The 16,854-nt window shown below is 71.5% G+C and carries 15 protein-coding genes; 3 read left to right on the top strand and 12 right to left on the bottom strand.

Translation table 11 applies throughout. The features are described from left to right. Positions 1 to 5: 5 nt before the first annotated feature. Positions 6 to 1,130: a tRNA 2-thiouridine(34) synthase MnmA gene (gene mnmA, locus P3H78_RS28225; RefSeq protein ID WP_276112008.1), complete on the bottom strand. Its 1,125-nt coding sequence runs from the start codon at positions 1,128 to 1,130 to the stop codon at positions 6 to 8. Positions 1,131 to 1,190: 60 nt separating this feature from the next. Here mnmA and P3H78_RS28220 point away from each other — a divergent pair, with 60 nt between their 5' ends. Next, the gene (locus P3H78_RS28220) at positions 1,191 to 1,853 is read left to right on the top strand and encodes an N-acetylmuramoyl-L-alanine amidase (RefSeq protein WP_276112007.1); all 663 of its coding nucleotides are present in this window, start codon (positions 1,191 to 1,193) and stop codon (positions 1,851 to 1,853) included. A gap of 383 nt (positions 1,854 to 2,236) precedes the next feature. Here the strand turns inward: P3H78_RS28220 and P3H78_RS28215 are convergent, their stop codons facing one another. From P3H78_RS28215 to P3H78_RS28205, 3 genes are all read right to left on the bottom strand, one after another. Then, positions 2,237 to 3,400, bottom strand: coding sequence for a cysteine desulfurase family protein (locus P3H78_RS28215; protein WP_276112006.1), 1,164 nt, complete (start codon positions 3,398 to 3,400; stop codon positions 2,237 to 2,239). Between the two features lie 195 nt (positions 3,401 to 3,595). Beyond that, positions 3,596 to 3,862, bottom strand: coding sequence for a DUF4190 domain-containing protein (locus P3H78_RS28210; protein WP_276112005.1), 267 nt, complete (start codon positions 3,860 to 3,862; stop codon positions 3,596 to 3,598). A 136-nt stretch (positions 3,863 to 3,998) separates the two neighbouring features. Continuing rightward, entirely contained in the window at positions 3,999 to 4,166 is a 168-nt protein-coding gene (locus tag P3H78_RS28205; RefSeq protein ID WP_276112004.1) for a hypothetical protein, read from the bottom strand. A 154-nt stretch (positions 4,167 to 4,320) separates the two neighbouring features. Between P3H78_RS28205 and P3H78_RS28200 the strand changes: the two genes are divergently transcribed. Then, the gene (locus P3H78_RS28200; protein ID WP_276112003.1) at positions 4,321 to 4,947 is read left to right on the top strand and encodes a TetR family transcriptional regulator; all 627 of its coding nucleotides are present in this window, start codon (positions 4,321 to 4,323) and stop codon (positions 4,945 to 4,947) included. Between the two features lie 327 nt (positions 4,948 to 5,274). On the opposite strand, the gene P3H78_RS28195 is transcribed toward P3H78_RS28200, so the two are convergent. Beyond that, positions 5,275 to 6,135: a thioesterase family protein gene (locus tag P3H78_RS28195; protein ID WP_276112002.1), complete on the bottom strand. Its 861-nt coding sequence runs from the start codon at positions 6,133 to 6,135 to the stop codon at positions 5,275 to 5,277. Between the two features lie 156 nt (positions 6,136 to 6,291). Between P3H78_RS28195 and P3H78_RS28190 the strand changes: the two genes are divergently transcribed. Further along, entirely contained in the window at positions 6,292 to 7,527 is a 1,236-nt protein-coding gene (locus P3H78_RS28190) for an alpha/beta hydrolase (protein WP_276112001.1), read from the top strand. Here the strand turns inward: P3H78_RS28190 and P3H78_RS28185 are convergent. From P3H78_RS28185 to P3H78_RS28155, 7 genes are all read right to left on the bottom strand, one after another. After that, positions 7,436 to 8,092 (bottom strand): trimeric intracellular cation channel family protein, encoded by a 657-nt coding sequence (locus P3H78_RS28185; RefSeq protein ID WP_276112000.1) that lies wholly within the window; start codon positions 8,090 to 8,092, stop codon positions 7,436 to 7,438. The genes P3H78_RS28190 and P3H78_RS28185 overlap by 92 nt on opposite strands. A 47-nt stretch (positions 8,093 to 8,139) precedes the next feature. Further along, positions 8,140 to 9,531, bottom strand: a complete 1,392-nt coding sequence (locus tag P3H78_RS28180; protein ID WP_276111999.1) for a M1 family metallopeptidase — start codon at positions 9,529 to 9,531, stop codon at positions 8,140 to 8,142. 139 nt (positions 9,532 to 9,670) lie between these two features. Next, the gene (locus P3H78_RS28175) at positions 9,671 to 11,416 is read right to left on the bottom strand and encodes an ABC transporter ATP-binding protein (RefSeq protein ID WP_438828059.1); all 1,746 of its coding nucleotides are present in this window, start codon (positions 11,414 to 11,416) and stop codon (positions 9,671 to 9,673) included. 23 nt (positions 11,417 to 11,439) lie between these two features. Beyond that, positions 11,440 to 12,537: an ABC transporter ATP-binding protein gene (locus tag P3H78_RS28170; protein ID WP_276111998.1), complete on the bottom strand. Its 1,098-nt coding sequence runs from the start codon at positions 12,535 to 12,537 to the stop codon at positions 11,440 to 11,442. After that, the gene (locus P3H78_RS28165; RefSeq protein WP_276111997.1) at positions 12,534 to 13,532 is read right to left on the bottom strand and encodes an ABC transporter permease; all 999 of its coding nucleotides are present in this window, start codon (positions 13,530 to 13,532) and stop codon (positions 12,534 to 12,536) included. Before P3H78_RS28165 ends, P3H78_RS28170 begins: the two co-directional genes overlap by 4 nt. A gap of 110 nt (positions 13,533 to 13,642) precedes the next feature. Continuing rightward, on the bottom strand, positions 13,643 to 15,430 hold the full coding sequence (locus tag P3H78_RS28160) for an ABC transporter substrate-binding protein (protein ID WP_276111996.1): 1,788 nt from the start codon (positions 15,428 to 15,430) through the stop codon (positions 13,643 to 13,645). Positions 15,431 to 15,498: 68 nt separating this feature from the next. Continuing rightward, entirely contained in the window at positions 15,499 to 16,506 is a 1,008-nt protein-coding gene (locus P3H78_RS28155) for an ABC transporter permease (protein ID WP_276111995.1), read from the bottom strand. Positions 16,507 to 16,854 lie beyond the last annotated feature (348 nt).

Genomic DNA, 16,854 nt, shown 5'->3' with positions numbered 1-16,854 from the left:
CCCGGTCAGGCGGCGCCGGCCGTCGCCCGGACCGTGGACGCGATCGTCGCCGAGCCGACGACACGAGTGCCGTCGTACAGGACGATCGCCTGGCCCGGGGCGACGCCGCGCACCGGCTCGGCGAAGGACACCCGCAGCCCGCCGTCGACCGGCTCGGCGGTGACGGGGCTCTCGCCGCCGTGGGCGCGCAGCTGGGCGGTGTAGGCGCCGGGGCCGTCCGGGGCGGTGCCGCACCAGCGCGGCTTGATGGCCGTGAGGGCGGTGACGTCCAGGGCGTCGGACGGGCCGACCGTCACCGTGTTGTTCACCGGGGAGATGTCGAGGACGTAGCGGGGCTTGCCGTCGGGGGCGGGGGTGCCGATCCGCAGGCCCTTGCGCTGGCCGATGGTGAAGCCGTACGCGCCCTCGTGGGTGCCCACCTTCGCGCCGGACTCGTCGACGATGTCGCCCTCGGCGCGGCCGAGCCGGGAGGCGAGGAAGCCCTGGGTGTCGCCGTCGGCGATGAAGCAGATGTCGTGCGAGTCGGGCTTGCGGGCGACGGCCAGGCCGCGGCGCTCGGCCTCCGCGCGGATCTCGTCCTTGGTGGTGAGCGTGTCCCCGAGCGGGAACATCGCGTGCGCGAGCTGCCGCTCGTCCAGCACGCCGAGGACGTACGACTGGTCCTTGGCCGCGTCGGAGGCGCGGTGCAGCTCGCGGGAGCCGTCGGCGCCCGTGACGACCTGTGCGTAGTGGCCGGTGCAGACCGCGTCGAAGCCGAGGGCGAGCGCCTTGTCCAGCAGCGCGGCGAACTTGATCTTCTCGTTGCAGCGCAGGCACGGGTTCGGGGTGCGCCCCGCCTCGTACTCGGCGACGAAGTCCTCGACGACGTCCTCGCGGAACCGGTCGGCGAGGTCCCACACGTAGAAGGGGATGCCGATGACGTCCGCGGCGCGGCGCGCGTCGCGCGAGTCCTCGATGGTGCAGCAGCCCCGGGCGCCCGTGCGGAACGACTGCGGGTTCGCGGAGAGCGCGAGGTGGACGCCGGTCACGTCGTGGCCGGCCTCCGCGGCGCGCGCGGCGGCGACGGCGGAGTCGACGCCGCCCGACATGGCGGCGAGGACGCGGAGGGGGCGCTGCGGGGTCTCAGTCATAGCCCCTCCAGGGTACGGGCCCGCGGGAACCGGCCGGGCCGGACGTCCGTTGAAGAGCGCGTGGAGGCGACTGAGGACGGTCCGGGGCGGCTGAAGCGGCGGTCCCTGCTGGCCGGCGGGGCGGCGGCCGCGGTGGGGGGCGCGGTGCTGGGCCGGGACGAGCTGGCCCGGCTGTGGTGGCGGCTGCCCGGGGTGGAGCGGCCGCGGACGGCCGGCGCGGTCGACTTCCGCGGCGCGCTGTGGGTGCCGGCGTCCCCGGCCAACTACCGGCGGGCCGACCGCCCCGACGACTACGCGGTCGACCGGGTCGTGATCCACGTGACGCAGGGCGGTTACGCGAGCGCGGTGAAGGTCTTCCGGGACCCGGCGCACGGTGCGGCCGCGCACTACGTGGTGCGCCGGGACGGGCGCGTCACGCAGATGATCCGGGAGCTGGACGTGGCCTTCCACGCGGGCGACCGGGAGTACAACGAGCGGAGCGTCGGCATCGAGCACGTGGGTTTCGTGGCGGACCCCTCGTCCTTCACGGACGCGATGTACGCGGGTTCGGCACGGCTCACGGCACGCGTCTGCGCGCGGTACGGCATCCCCGTCGACCGGCGGCACGTCGTCGGCCACGCGGAGGTGCCGGGTACCGACCACACCGACCCGGGGCCGCACTGGGACTGGGACCGGTACCTGCGACTGGTGCGGCGGGCGGGGCCGGCGGCGGGCCCGGCGTGACCGGGCGGCGGGAGGTCGCGGAAAAAATCATCGCCCAGGGCATTGCACCCGGTTGAATCCGTTTTATCCTGAATTCAGGCCTACGGGACGAGTGAGGGAGTCCGACCGGAGTAGCCGACTCTGGCGCGAGGCGCAGGTTTCCGCCGGTGCCGACGTCGACGGTCGGGCTGAGAGGCCGGAAGGTCCGAGGACCGAAAAGATCCGAGGACCGGAAGGCGACCCCCATTACCTGATCCGGGCAATGCCGGCGAAGGGAACCCGTCTCGTAGGTCATTCTCGTGCCCGCAGGCGGTGTCGCCGCCTGCGGGCTCTGCTGCGGTCGGGCCCGTCCGCGGCCCGGGCCCGGCGGGCGTACGCCGCCCGGAGCGGCTCGGCCGGGGGGCTCAGCTCAGGCCCGCAGCCCGGGCGCGCTCCACCGCCGGCCCGATGGCCGCCGCGACGGCCTCGACGTCGGCCGCCGTGGAGGTGTGGCCGAGGGAGAAGCGGAGGGTGCCGCGGGCCAGGTCCGGGTCCACGCCGGTGGCGAGCAGGACGTGGCTGGGCTGGGCGACGCCCGCCGTGCAGGCGGAGCCGGTGGAGCACTCGATGCCCTGGGCGTCCAGCAGGAGCAGCAGCGAGTCGCCCTCGCAACCGGGGAAGGTGAAGTGGGCGTTGGCCGGGAGCCGGTCGACCGGGTCGCCCCCGAGGATCGCGTCCGGTACGGCCGCGCGGACCGCGTCGACCAGCGCGTCGCGCAGTGCGCCGACCTCCTGGGCGAACCGCTCGCGCCGCTCGGCGGCGAGCCGCCCGGCCACCGCGAAGGACGCGACGGCGGGCACGTCCAGGGTGCCGGAGCGGACGTGGCGCTCCTGGCCGCCACCGTGCAGGACGGGCACGGGGGCGTACTCGCGGCCGAGCAGCAGGGCGCCGATGCCGTACGGGCCGCCGATCTTGTGCCCGGAGACCGTCATCGCGGCGAGGCCGGAGGCGGCGAAGTCGACCGGCACCTGCCCGAAGGCCTGGACCGCGTCGGCGTGCAGCGGGATGTCGAACTCCGCGGCGACGTCGGCCAGTTCGCGTACCGGCAGCACGGTGCCGATCTCGTTGTTGGCCCACATGACGGTGGCCAGGGCGACGTCGCCGGGCTCGCGGGCGACGGCCTCGCGCAGGGCGTCGGGGTGGACGCGGCCGTAGGAGTCGACCGGGAGGTACTCGACGGTGGCGCCCTCGTGCTCGCCGAGCCAGTGCACGGCGTCGAGGACGGCGTGGTGCTCGACGGGGCTGGACAGGACGCGGGTGCGGCGCGGGTCGGCGGCGCGGCGGGCCCAGTACAGGCCCTTGACGGCGAGGTTGTCGGCCTCGGTGCCGCCGGAGGTGAGGACGACCTCGCTGGGGCGGGCGCCGAGCGCTTCGGCGAGGCTCTCGCGGGACTCCTCGACCGTACGGCGGGCCCTGCGGCCGGATGCGTGGAGGGAGGAGGCGTTGCCGGTGACGCTCAGCGCGACGGTGAGTGCCTCTGCCGCCTCCGGGAGCATCGGGGTCGTCGCGGCGTGGTCGAGGTAAGCCATGGTGACGCCGATTCTACGGGGCGTGCACCAGGGTGCCGGGGCCCCGTCCGGCGGTTGCCGCGGCGGGCGGCCGCCGGCCTGCCCCGCGGCTCGGGCGCGGGCGGTGGACCGTGCCGGGCGGTGGCCGGACGCCGATGGCCGGCCCCGTCGTCCCCGGGGGCGCGGTCACGGACTCGGCGTGCGGCGGACGGCGGCTCAGAAGCTCCAGGACACGGTGCTGTCCGCCTGCATGAGGGCGAGGAGCACGACGAGGTCGGCGACCCCGAGGGCGAGACCGAGGTAGGCCCGGCCCCGGCGGGCCGTGCCCCGCCACAGGGCCGCGACGGCCAGGGCGATGGCGATGGGGCCGAGGAAGAGGTTGAGCACGAGGAGGCCGAGCAGGCCGAGGATGAAGGACGCGACAGCCATGCCGTCGGCGTCGCGCGTGCCGGGGCGGCCGGTGGCAGGGGCGGTGAGGTGCATGACGTTCAGCTCCCGAGGGTCGGACGGACGGGGCGGTCGCGCGGGGGCGCGGCCACCGGGACGGGTCGGTCGTGGCACGGCGGTCGAGACGGGCGTGCGCGGCGCGCCGGTCGGGCGGCGGTCGCGGGACGCCGCGTCAGGAGGCCGGGGTGCCGCGCCGGCGGCCGAGGTGTTCGCGGACCGCGAAGACGGCCAGCCAGGCGGCGATCACGGCACCGGCGACGAGGGTGAAGCCGAGCGGCGCGTGCGCCACGGCACCCAGGACGATGCCGAGCAGCAGCAGTGCGGCGACGAGGAACAGCATGGGACGGGATCCCCCTCCTGCGTTCATCCGAGGCTTCCGGGTTGCCTCTCATGAAGTTTCGGTGAACGCTTGTAGTAACATTTGTTCACTGACTTATGAGTCTAGCGCGTCCCGGGGCTTTGAAAATCCAGAGAACAGTTGTTAACTGCATGGCATGAGTCACACCCTCGGCGTCCGGCAGGCCCAGAAGCAGAAGACCCGCCAGGCCCTCCTGGACGCGGCGTTGGGGCTGCTGGAGGAGCAGAGCCTGAGCAGCCTCGGCCTGCGCGAGGTCACGCGTGCCGTCGGCGTCGCACCGACCGCCTTCTACCGGCACTTCCGCTCCACCGCGGATCTCGGTGTGGCCCTGGTCGAGGAGGCGCTGGGCAGCCTGCATCCGATGATCCGCACGACGGTGTCGACGGCCGGCGACAGCGAGGAGCGCATCGTCCGCGCGGTCGAGCTGATCGCCCGTCACGTGGACGCCTTCCCCGCCCACGTCCGCTTCATCGCCCGCGAGCGCCACGGCGGGGTGCAGCCGGTGCGGGAGGCCATCCGGGACCAGTTGCTCCGGTTCGCCCGGGAGGTGAAGACCGAGCTGGCCGAGGACCCCGAGGCCGACGGGTGGAGCGACGAGGACCTGCTCATGCTGGCCCACCTGTACGTCGACCAGATGCTGATCACGGCCTCGCTGTTCCTGGAGGCGCTGGACTGCCCGCCCGGGGAGCGGGAGCAGGTGACCCGGACGGCCACGCGCCAGTTGCGGCTGATCAGCATCGGCCGCAGCCACTGGACGGGCTAGAGCACGTCCGCACGGTCCCGCCCGCGTCGCGACGCCCGGCACGCTCCCCGAGCTCTTCGAGCAGGGGGGAACCCCGTCTCGCCGCACCGGCCGCAAGTCCGAGCACGGCCAGTACGAGGACATCCGGCCGGCACTCCCCCGAGCCCTTCGAGCAGGGGGACCCCCGGAGCACGCACCGGACGCCGCGACACCCGACCTGCGGGTGAACGACCCGGCCTTGCGGACACGCCCTGAGGGCCGCTTCCGGCGCCCCGGGAGCGGCCCCCGGGGCGCGTACGCCGACGGCCCCACGCGCCCCCGGCGGGAGCCGCGCGGCGCCGGTCGCTGTCAGGCCAGGCGGGCGCGGGCGAGCTGGCGGGACTGGGCGACCAGGCGGTCGGCGCTGTCCCACACCTCGGCGTCCTCCTCCAGGAAGCCGCCGGCGAGGTTGCGGGTGGTGATGGACACCCGCAGCGGTCCCGGCGCCGGACGGGCACGGACGTGCACGGTCAGCTCGACCGTGGGGACCCATCCGGACAGGCCGATCTCGAAGGCGGTCGGCGGCAGCGCGTCCACGGCGAGCAGCAGGGAGAGCGGGTCGGCGTCCCGCCCGTCGGCGAGGCCGAACCAGGCCCGCATCTCCCCCTTGCCGGAGGGCGCACCGAGCGCCCAGCCGAGAGTCGACGGGTCCAGCTTCAGCATCAGGCGGTCGGCGATGGCGGAGCTGCCGGAGATCGGCGCGGGGCCGTCCGCGGGACCGAAGCACTGGTCCAGCGGCGGGATCGCGGGCGGCTGCGCCGTGGTGCGGACGTCGTCGGGCAGCGTGTCCAGGTCGCCGTACGAGGCCAGCACGCGGATGCGTTCCACCTCGCGGCCCTCGTCGTCGTACTGGAAGAGGGACGCCTGGCCGGTGGAGAGGGTGCGGCCGGTGCGGACGACGTCGGTGCGGATCACCGCCGAGCCCGGCTGGGACGCGGTGAGGTAGTGCGCCGAGATCGTGAACGGGTCCCGGTGCGGCAGGGCGTCCGCGAGGGCCCGGCCGAGGACGGCCAGCAGATAGCCGCCGTTGACCGCGCTGATGATCGTCCAGCCCGCGGAGAGGTCGAGGTCGTAGACCCCCGGCGCGCGCCGGGTGACCGTGGTGTCGCGGTCGAACTCGCTGTCGCCGATCGTGGCCCGCTCGACCGGGACGGAAGCTGCTTCTGGCATGCGTGAACGGTACAACAGGAAACTACTAAGCGGTAGCTTTTTGGGTATGTCGATCACATGAACGCCCGCCTCCCATCGGGTGAGTGTCCGGCAATTTCTCGGTAAGTGTCCCCACTCGTCCGTAACCAGGGGCCTTCGGGACCCCTCTATCAGGGCATGAGCCTCACCGGGACTCCGTTCCTGTACACGACCATCGCGCTGGCCGTCGTCGCGCTCGCCCTGCCGCTGGCCCTCTGGTCGCGCCTGCGGGGCCCCCAGGCGCTGCGCACCGCGGTGCGGATGCTGATGCTGCTGTTCTCCCAGGCCACCGCCGTGACGCTGGTCTTCGTGCTGGTGAACAACTCGAACAACCTGTACGACAACTGGGCCGATCTGCTCGGCACGGGCAACCACGTGCAGCAGGCCGCCAACCTCGGCGCCGACGGCACCGGCGGCATCGCCTACCGGAAGCTGCCCAAGGTCCGGCAGGCCTTCGGCCCGGCCGACGGCCCCGGGATGCGCGCGGCCGGCGGGGTGCGCGTCACCCAGCTGAAGGGCCGGGTGTCGGGCGTCAGCGCCGAGGTCTACGTCTGGCTGCCGCCGCAGTACGACGAGCCCGCCTACCGCAACAGGAAGTTCCCGGTGGTGGAGCTGCTGTCGGGCTACCCGGGGTCGGCGAAGGCGTGGTTCGGCTCGCTGAAGGTGCACGAGCAGCTCCTGCCGCTGATGAAGAGCGGCCGGGTCGCCCCCTTCATCCTGGTGTCCCCGCGGACCAACCTGATCGCCAAGATCGACACCGGCTGCGCCAACATCCCGGGCACCGTGAACGCGGACAGCTGGCTCAGCATCGACGTGCCGAAGATGATCACGGACAACTTCCGGGCCGAGTCGGCGCCGAACGGCTGGGCGACCGCGGGGTACTCGGCCGGCGCCCACTGCGCCGCCAAGCTCGCCGTCGCCCACCCGGACCGCTACCGGGCCGCGGTCAGCCTGTCCGGCTACAACGACCCGATCGGCGAGCGCAACTCGCTGGCCGCGCAGAGCGTGGAGCTGCGCCGCGCCAACAACCCCTACGTGCTGCTGCACAACTACCGCGTCCCGCCCCGCGTCTCGCTGTACATGTCGGGCGAGGCCGGCGACGGCTACCAGGCGGGCGTGGCCCTGGAGCAGATCGCCAAGGCGCCGACCTCGGTGCGGGTGGTCTTCCTGCCGCGCAGCGCCGGCGGGCACAGCATGGCGCTGTGGCGTCCGCAGGTGCCCACCGTGTTCCGCTGGCTCACCCAGCAGCTGGCTCCGGCCCACGGCCGGCACCCGGGGTCGCCTACTCCTCCCGGACCGTCGACCGGCGGTTCCAGGCCCGCGGAGCTCGCCAGTGGTACTTCATCGCGAGCAGGCGCAGGACGAAGGCGGTGACCACCGCGAACCCGCTGGTGAACGGGGTCAGCACGTCGTAGTGGATGCAGAGCACCACCAGGGTGGCGCCGACGATCGCCGGGACCGCGTAGAGGTCGCGGTCCCAGCGCAGCAGTGAGGGCACCTCGTTGGCGAGGACGTCCCGGAGCACGCCGCCGCCCACGGCGGTGGCCAGGCCCAGCGTCGCCGACGCGGTGAGGTTCAGGCCGTAGGCGTACGCCTTCGTCGTGCCGGCCACGCAGAACAGGCCGAGGCCGGCCGCGTCGAAGACGTTGATCGCGGCCTGGATGCGTTCCACGTGCGGGTGCAGGAAGAAGACCAGGAGCGCGGCGAACAGCGGGGTGAGGAAGTATCCGAGGTCGGTGAAGGCGGCCGGCGGCACGGCGCCGATGACCACGTCGCGGAACAGCCCCCCGCCCAGCGCGGTGACCTCGGCGAGCACGGCGATGCCGAAGACGTCGAAGTTCTTGCGGACGGCCAGCAGCGCGCCGGAGATGGCGAACACGAAGATGCCGATCACGTCGAGCGTGTGCTGGACGGAGGGACTGAACAGTTGCTGTAGCACCCCTACATTCTTACTCAGAATCGGGTGCGGACCTTGCTATGCAAGGCTCAGAGGGCGGGTTTCCCTGTGGTGAACAGCCATTTCTGGAAGAGGTCGTCGAGTCGCTGCCCGGAGACGCGCTCGGCGAGCCGGATGAAGTCGGACGTGTTCGCGTTGCCGTAGCGGTGCTGGGCGGTCCAGGCGGGCAGCAGCCGGAAGAAGGCGCGGTCGCCGATGCGCTCGCGCAGGGCCTGGAGCGTCATCGCGCCGCGCTGGTAGACCGCGGAGGCGAACATGGTGTCGCGCTGCGGGTCGGCGACCTTCACCTGCCAGAAGGAGCTGTCCGCGGGGCGGGAGTCGTAGCCGGCGAGGAAGGAGTCGTGGGCCGACCGGGTGCCCTGGTGCTCGGCCCACAGCCACTGGGCGTACGTGGCGAAGCCCTCGTTGAGCCAGATGTCCTTCCAGCGCTCCACCGAGACCGAGTCGCCGAACCACTGGTGCGCCAGCTCGTGCACGATCGTGGTCTCGTTGCGCACCGCCGAGTAGGCGGGCTTGCTCTGCACCTCCAGCGAGAACCCCGCCTCCGGCATGTCGTCGACGATCGCGCCGGTCTCCTCGAACGGGTACGGCCCGAAGACCCGGGACCAGTAGTCGGTGGCGGCGGCGGTGACCGCGTAGACGTCGACGGCGTTGCTGTTCGCCAGCTTCGGGTCGATGGCCACGTAGATCGGGATGCCGCCGGGCGTCCGCCCGGTGCGCACGTCGAACTTCCCGATCGTGGCGGTCGCCAGGTAGGTCGCCATGGGCCGGCTCTCGCGCCAGTGCGTGTACGTCGAGGTGCCGCGGTCGTACCGGCCGACCAGCCGCCCGTTGGACACCGCGGTCAGGCCCTTCGGGGCCTTGATGCGGATGTCGTAGGTCGCCTTGTCGGAGGGGTGGTCGCTGGAGGGGAACCAGGTGGATGCGGCGTTGGGCTCGCAGGCGACGAAGACGCCGTCGGCGGTCTTCATCCAGCCGTAGCTGGAGCCGAAGACGATGGGTCCGCCGAGGGGTTCGGGCACGCCGCCGTAGGTGACGGCGACCGTGAAGGTGCGGTTCTTCGCCAGGGGGGCGCGCGGGGTGATCCGCAGTTCGTCGCCGTCGCGCGTGAACCGGGCGCGTCTGCCGTTCACCTCGACCCGGGTGACGTCGAGCTTCTGCAGGTCCAGGTCGAAGGAGGAGAGGCTCTGGGTGGCGCGGGCGGTGAGCGTCGTACGGCCGTCGAGGCGGCCGGTGTCCGGGGCGTAGGCCAGGTCGAGGGCGTAGTGGCGGGCGTCGAAGCCGCCGTTGCCCAGGCGCGGGAAGTAGGTGTCGCCGATGCCGTCGGCCCCGGGGGTGGGGGCCGAGGAGGCGGCGACGACGAGGAAGGAGGCCGCCGCTGTGGCGACGGCCGCCGCGCGTGCCGAACGGGAGAGTGCCATGGTCGTCCCTTTCGAGCGTGCCGGTCGGTCGGACAGGGTCGACTGTGCGCTCCGAGGATTAACCATGTACATGACTTTGCCAACTTGTCATGGGCACCGGGTGGTTGACTCCTGTCCCGTACGGCGGCCCGCGGGCGGGCTACTTCGTGCCGTCGGCCTCCGGCCTCGCGGCGGCCTCCGACTCGCCGGCCGCGGGCTTCTCCGCGGCCGGCTTCCCGGCGGGCTCGGCGGGCGCCGCGGGCGCCTCGGAGTCGGCCGGGGGCGCGGGCTCCTCGGCGGCGGCCTCCGGCACCGCGGCGGGCTTCCCGGCGGGTGCCCCGGGCTCCGTGACGACCGGAGCGGCAGCCTCGGCGGCCTTCGGCCCGTCGGCCTCGGGCTCGGTGGCCTTCGCCTCCGCGGCCTCCGGCTCCGCGGCCTCCGGCTCGGCGGCCTTCGCCGTCGGTGCCTTCGGCTCGGACTCCGGGGCGTCGACCCCGTCCGCTTCCGCGGCCGGTACCTTCGGCTCGGCGACGGGCTCGGGCTCCGCGGCGACCGGCGCCGCAGCCTCCGCGGCCTTCGGCTCGGCGACGTCGGGCTCCGTGGCCTTCGGCTCCGCGGCCCTCGCCTCCGCGGCCTCCGCCGTCGCGGCCTTCGGCTCGGCGACGGGCTCGGCGTCCGGGGCGGCCGTGGGCTCCGGCTGTGCGGCGGCCGGCGACTCGGGCTCCGGTGCGCCGACCTCCGCGGCGACCGCCGCCGAGGTCGCGGCCGACTCCGCGAGCACCTCGTCGGCCACCAGCTCCGCGGCCTCCTTCGCGGCCGACAGCAGCACGGTGTCCTGCGGTGCCTGGTCCTCGAAGTTCTCCGGGTGGTGGCAGGCCACCTGCTGCCCCGGCTTCAGCTCCTTGAGCGGCGGCTCGGTCGTGCGGCAGATCTCCGTCGCCTTCCAGCACCGGGTGTGGAAGCGGCAGCCGCTCGGCGGCGCGATCGGCGAGGGGACGTCGCCCTTCAGCAGGATCCGGTCGCTCTTGGCGTTCTTGCGCCGCGGGTCCGGGATCGGCACGGCCGACATGAGCGCCTTGGTGTACGGGTGCATGGGCGCCCGGTACAGCGACTCACGGTCCGCCAGCTCGACGATCTTGCCGAGGTACATCACCGCGATCCGGTCCGAGACGTGCCGGACGACCGACAGGTCGTGCGCGATGATCACGTAGGTGAGGCCCAGCTCCTGCTGGAGGTCGTCGAGCAGGTTCACGACCTGCGCCTGGATCGACACGTCCAGCGCGGACACCGGCTCGTCCGCCACGACGAGCTTGGGGTTGAGCGCGAGCGCGCGGGCGATGCCGATGCGCTGGCGCTGGCCGCCGGAGAACTCGTGCGGATAGCGGTTGTAGTGCTCGGGGTTGAGGCCGACCACCGACAGCAGCCGCTGGACCTCCTTCTTGATCCCGCCCTCCGGCTCGACGCCCTGGAGCCGGAAGGGGGCTCCGACGATCGTGCCGATGGTGTGGCGCGGGTTCAGCGAGGAGTACGGGTCCTGGAAGATCATCTGGACGTCGCGCCGCATCGGCCGCATCCCGCCGACGCCGAGGTGCGTGATGTCCTTGCCCTCGAACTCGACGGTGCCGCCGGTCGGTTCGAGCAGCCGGGTGATCAGCCGGCCCATGGTCGACTTGCCGCAGCCCGACTCGCCCACCACGCCGAGGGTTTCGCCGGAGCGCACCTCGAAGTCGAGGCCGTCCACCGCGCGCACCGCGCCCACCTGGCGCTGGAAGAGGCCCTTCCTGATGGGGAAGTGCTTCTGCAGGCCGGTGACCTTCAGCAGGACCTCGCCGGGCGCCGGGTCCTTCGCCAGGGTGGCCGTGCCCGGCCCCGGCTCCGTGCCGTCGCTCTGTGCGGGGATGCTCACCGCGTTGTCCTCTGCGTTCTCACTCACAGCTTCGGCGCAATCTCTTCGGTCCAGATCCGCTCCCGCTGCTCGGGCGTCAAGTGGCAGGCGGCCCAGTGCCGGTCGCCGATCTCCGTCAGATCGGGGCGGACCGTGCGGGTGACGTTGTCCTTCGGGAGGTCGGCGTACGGGCAGCGCGGGTTGAAGGCGCAGCCCGACGGGACGTTGATCAGGGAGGGCGGGGAGCCCTTGACCGGGATCAGGCGCTCCTGCTGGTCGCGGTCCAGCCGCGGCATCGAGCCGAGGAGGCCCCAGGTGTAGGGGTGCCGGGGCTCGTAGAACACCTTCTCGGCCGGGCCCCGCTCGACGCAGCGGCCGCCGTACATCACCAGGATGTCGTCGGCCAGTTCGGCGACCACGCCCAGGTCGTGGGTGATGATGATGACCGCGGAGCCGAACTCCTTCTGCAGGTCGCGGATCAAGTCCAGGATCTGCGCCTGGACGGTCACGTCCAGGGCGGTCGTCGGCTCGTCCGCGATGAGCAGTTCGGGGTTGTTGACCAGCGACATCGCGATCATGGCGCGCTGGCGCATGCCGCCGGAGAACTCGTGCGGGTAGGCGTCCACGCGCTTGTCGGGCTGCGGGATGCCGACCCGGTCGAGCATCTCGATCGCCCGCCGACGGGCGGTCTTCTTGTCGACGTCGTGGTGGGTGCGGTACGCCTCCACGATCTGCGCGCCGATCGTGTAGTACGGGTGCAGCGCGGACAGCGGGTCCTGGAAGATCATCGCCATCTCGCGGCCGCGCAGCTTGCGCACGTGGTCCGGGTCGGCGGTGAGCAGTTCGGTGCCGTCCAGCCAGATCTCTCCGGAGATCTGCGCCTTGCGCTTGCCGTACTGGCCGGCGGTGTGCAGGCCCATGATGCCGAGCGAGGTCACCGACTTGCCGGAGCCGGACTCGCCCACGATGCCGAGGGTCTTGCCCCGCTCCAGCTGGAAGCTGAGCCCGTCGACGGACTTGACCAGGCCGTCGTCGGTGGGGAAGTGCACCTTCAGGTCGCGCACTTCCAGGAAGGAGGTCGAGGCGGGCGAGGAGGCGGTGGGCTCGCCCACGGCCGCCCCGCTCTTGCTGAGTTCGGTCATGCGAGCCTCACTCGGGGGTCGATCACGGCGTACAGGATGTCCACCACGAGGTTGGCGATCAGCACCGCGACGGAGGTGATCAGGGTGACGCCCAGGATGAAGGGGAGGTCCTGGGTCTTGATGGAGTCGAGGACCTTCTGGCCGAGGCCCGGCAGGCTGAAGGTGGTCTCGGTCAGGATCGCGCCGCCGATGAGGGCGCCGAGGTCCATGCCGAGCATGGTCAGGATCGGCGTCATCGTGGAGCGCATCGCGTGCTTGCCGATGACGGTCTGCTCGCGCAGGCCCTTGGCCCGGGCGGTGCGGATGTAGTCCTCGCCGAGGATCTCCAGCATGGTGGCGCGGGTGATCCGGGCGTACATCGCGGCGTACAGGAAGGCGAGGGTGATCCAGGGGAGGATCATGCCTCCGAGCCAGCCGGTGAAGCTGTCGCCGATCGGCACGTACTGCGCGTCGATCCACTTCAGTCCGTAACTGAAGATCGCCAGGGAGAGCAGGCCGGTGAAGTAGATCGGGAGCGAGACGCCGCCGAGGGCGACGACCATCGCACTGCGGTCCCACAGGCTGCCCCGCTTGAGGGCGGAGAGCACACCCGCCGCGACACCGAAGACCAGCCACAGCACCGCCGCGCCGAGCGCCAGGGCGAGCGTGACCGGGAATCGGTCGGTGAGGACCGGCCAGACGGCCTGCTCGCTGCGGAAGGAGTAGCCGAAGCACGGGGCGGCGCAGCGGGTGACGTCGCCGCCCGCCGCGTAGGTGCGCCCGGCGAAGATGCCCTTGAAGAACTCCCAGACCTGGGAGTAGATCGGGTCGCTCAGGCCCAGCTTCTCCCGCACCGCGTTGACCGCGGCCGGGTCGGCCTGCTTGCCCACGAAGCTCGTGGCGATGTCGACGCCCGCCCACTTGGGGACGAGGAAGAAGATGCTGAAGACCACCAGGATGATGACCGCGAGCATCACTGCGGCGGCGAACAGCCGCCTGATGAGGTAAGCGAGCACAGCTTACGGCCCGCCGCGGACCGCGGGCCGCCGGAGGTCTTCCGGCGGCCCACGGTCACGCCGCGCCGGCCTTCACCTGCCTTTCGTGCCGTTCGGCGGGTGTGCCGGGATTACTTCGTGGACTTCAGGCCGAGGTTGACGAAGTCGTACATGCCGCTGTAGCCGTCCGACGTGTAGACGTTCGCCAGCCGGTTCGAGCGCCAGTTGATGAACCGCTCGAAGGTGAAGGGCATGTAGTAGCCGCCCTCCATGACCTTGTGGTTGATCTGCGTGGCGATCTGGGCCTTCTTCGAGGCGTCCTGCGCGTTGACGTAGTCGCTGAACAGGCCGTCGATCGTCTTGTCCTTGATCAGGGCGTAGTTGTTGTTGCCGCTCTGCACGATGTACTTGCTGTTCCACAGCGGCAGACCGAAGCCCTGGACGGTCGGGAAGTCGGCGCCCCAGCCCATGATGATGATGCCGTAGCCCTTCTTCTTCACGTTCGAAGGGCTGCCGATGATGCCGGTGGTCTGCGAACCGTCGTACTGGTCGATCTGGACGTTGACGCCGATCTTCTTCAGCGACGCCTGGAGCGACTCGGCGGTGGCCACCTCGACCGGCTTGTTGTTGCGGACCGCGATGGTGGTGCTGAAGCCGTTGGGCTTGCCGCAGGCCTTCAGCTCCTCCTTGGCCTTGGCGACGTTGCCGCCCTTGTTGGCCCCCGCGATCTGGTACGGGTCGTAGGACTGGCCCTCGGAGCCCGGCACGGACGGCGGCAGCATGTTGGTGCCGATGTCACCGCCGGCGACGGGGCCGCCGCGCGCGGTCTGGATCGACACGTGGTCGGCGCCGTAGATCACGGCGTTGCGGCAGTGGATGTTGTCCATCGGCTTGACGCTCTGCGGGAAGACCGCGTAGCGGATGTAGCCGGAGACCGGGTTGTCCAGGTTGCCCTTGTGCTGCTTGAGGGCGATGGTGCGGCCCTGCGGCGACAGACCGGTCTGGTTGAGGTCCAGGTCGTAGTCGCCGGCGATCAGGCGCTGGTCCAGGTCGTTGGCGTTGGAGAAGAACTTGATCGTGATCTGGTTCGGGTACGCCTTGCGGATCGGGTCCGAGGACGCCTTCCACTGCGGGTTGCGGACCAGCGTCAGGTCCTTGCCCGGGTTGTACGACTGGAACTTGTACGGGCCGGAGGAGAAGGGGAGCAGGCCGTACTTGGACTTGGTGTCCTTGTCCTGGCGGACCGGGGAGGCCGAGACCAGGGACAGCATCTCCTCGAAGTCCGAGTTGGCCTTCGGGAGGTGGAAGACGATGGTCTTGTCGTCCGGCGTGTCGATCGCCTTCAGACCGAGGTGGTCCGCGGCCTTGTCCTTGTACGGGCCCTGGTACTTGCCGTCCGGGTCCAGGACGTCCTTCAGGTACGTCGGGCCGCCGGACAGCACGTCCTGCGCCCAGACGCGCTCGATGCCGTACTTGACGTCCTTGGAGGTGATCGGCTTGCCGTCCTGCCAGGTGGCCCCGTCACGCAGCGTGTACGTGTAGGTCTTGCCGCCGTCGGTGATCTTGGCGAGACCGGTGGCGAGGTCCGGGGTGACCTGGGCGCCGGACTTGCCGGGCTCCGCCTTGTTCGTCACGAGCTGGCGGCTGTAGTAGCGGGCGAAGTCCCACATGAAGCCGTAGTAGCCGCGCGTGGTGTCCCATGAGTCGGCATCCTGGGCGGCGCCGAACTTCAGCGTGCCGCCCTTCTTGACCAGGGACGCCTGGGCGACCTTCTTGTTGGCGGCGTCGAAGCCGGCCGCTCCGTTCTTCGAACCGCCGTCGTTGCTGCCGCCGCACGCCGCCGTGGTCAGCAGGCCGGCGACCACTGCGGCAGCGGCGAGGGCCTGCTTGCGCCGCCCTGAGGTGCGTTGGGTAGTCACGATCTCGGATCCTCCGGTGTTGATGAGAGACCCCGTGTGGGACCACGGGTCGCTTGGGGTACGGCGGTTCAGCGGGAGCCCTTCGGGTCCAGCGCGTCGCGCACGCCGTCGCCGAAGAGGTTGAAGGCAAGAACCGTGATGAAGATCGCCACGCCGGGGATCACCATGTACATGGGGTCCGAGTCGTAGTAGTCGATCGCGCTCGAAAGCATCTGCCCCCAGGAGGCCGTGGGCGGCTTGACGCCCACGCCCAGGAAGCTGAGTGCCGCCTCGGTGAGGATGTTGGTCGGGATCATCATCGTCGTGTACACGATGATGGGCGCGACGAGGTTCGGCAGGAGCTCCTTGAAGAGGATGTAGAAGCGTCCCGCGCCGAGCGAGCGGGCGGCCTCGACGTACTCGCGCTCACGCAGCGACAGCGTCTGGCCGCGCACCACGCGTCCGATGTAGGGCCAGCCGAAGAAGCCGATGACCAGGATCATCACGAAGACGCGCACGCCCGTGCCGGTGAGGCCGAGCATCGCGTTCGGCATGACCGAGACCAGGGCGATGATGAACAGCAGCTGGGGGAAGGCGAGCAGGCCGTCCATGACGCGGCTGATGACCGCGTCGATCCAGCCGCCGAAGAAGCCGGCGAGGATGCCGAGGACCGTGCCCAGGACGACGGCGACCACCGCGGAGAGGAAGCCGACCAGCAGCGAGATCTGGGCCCCGTAGAGGATGCGGGCGAAGATGTCGCGGCCGCTGACCGGTTCGACGCCGAGCAGGTGCTCTCCGCTGATGCCGCCGAGCGAACCCTTGGGGGTGCTGAACAGCGGGTCGATGAGGGTCTCGTGGTGGACCTCGGGGTCCTGGCCGAGCGCGCCGGCGATCACCGGCGCGAGCAGCGCGATCACGATGAGGACGAGCACGACGACGCCGCCCGTGAGGGCGAGCTTGTCCCGCTTCAGGCGCTCCCAGGCGATCCGCCCCAGGGAGCGTCCCTGGACGGCCTTGGCGCCGGAGGTGGCTACCGCCGCCTCGTCGGCCGCGCTCGGGGCCGCTTCCGCGGTCGGCTCGTGCAATGGTGCCGTCATTAGGCAGGGACCCCTCTCAACCGGCGGCAGCCGGGCGCACTTGCCGCGGTGGCGGCATGATCAGTCCGTCGTACACAAGGGCGAACGCCCCTTGGAGCGGGAGTCTTCAACGCGGGGGTGATCAGGTGCCAGACTTGACAGTGAAAGGATGCGCAAACGTGATGCGGTCTGGGGGGTTCCGTTATCCGGACGGCCTGTAACGCCGGGCGGACGCGGACGATTCACGGCATACCGGACGGGAACCGGGTCGTACCGGCCGATCTACGCGCGAAGAAGGCCCTGCGGCGCGGACATTGCGGGCCGTCGCACGACGGCATGGGCGGGCAGCCCGGCGCGGGCGGCGCGACC

It is taken from the genome of Streptomyces tropicalis (genome assembly GCF_029269835.1).
Taxonomy (GTDB): Bacteria; Actinomycetota; Actinomycetes; order Streptomycetales; family Streptomycetaceae; genus Streptomyces; species Streptomyces tropicalis.
This window is presented reverse-complemented; position numbering and strand designations above follow the sequence as displayed.

Coding starts and splice junctions, on each gene's coding strand:
- mnmA (WP_276112008.1), bottom strand. CDS start 1,130: ATGACTGAGACCCCGCAGCGCCCCCTCCGCGTCCTCGCCGCCATGTCG.
- P3H78_RS28195 (WP_276112002.1), bottom strand. CDS start 6,135: ATGCCAGAAGCAGCTTCCGTCCCGGTCGAGCGGGCCACGATCGGCGAC.
- P3H78_RS28215 (WP_276112006.1), bottom strand. CDS start 3,400: ATGGCTTACCTCGACCACGCCGCGACGACCCCGATGCTCCCGGAGGCG.
- P3H78_RS28190 (WP_276112001.1), top strand. CDS start 6,292: ATGAGCCTCACCGGGACTCCGTTCCTGTACACGACCATCGCGCTGGCC.
- P3H78_RS28170 (WP_276111998.1), bottom strand. CDS start 12,537: ATGACCGAACTCAGCAAGAGCGGGGCGGCCGTGGGCGAGCCCACCGCC.
- P3H78_RS28155 (WP_276111995.1), bottom strand. CDS start 16,506: ATGACGGCACCATTGCACGAGCCGACCGCGGAAGCGGCCCCGAGCGCG.
- P3H78_RS28200 (WP_276112003.1), top strand. CDS start 4,321: ATGAGTCACACCCTCGGCGTCCGGCAGGCCCAGAAGCAGAAGACCCGC.
- P3H78_RS28210 (WP_276112005.1), bottom strand. CDS start 3,862: ATGCACCTCACCGCCCCTGCCACCGGCCGCCCCGGCACGCGCGACGCC.
- P3H78_RS28205 (WP_276112004.1), bottom strand. CDS start 4,166: ATGCTGTTCCTCGTCGCCGCACTGCTGCTGCTCGGCATCGTCCTGGGT.
- P3H78_RS28180 (WP_276111999.1), bottom strand. CDS start 9,531: ATGGCACTCTCCCGTTCGGCACGCGCGGCGGCCGTCGCCACAGCGGCG.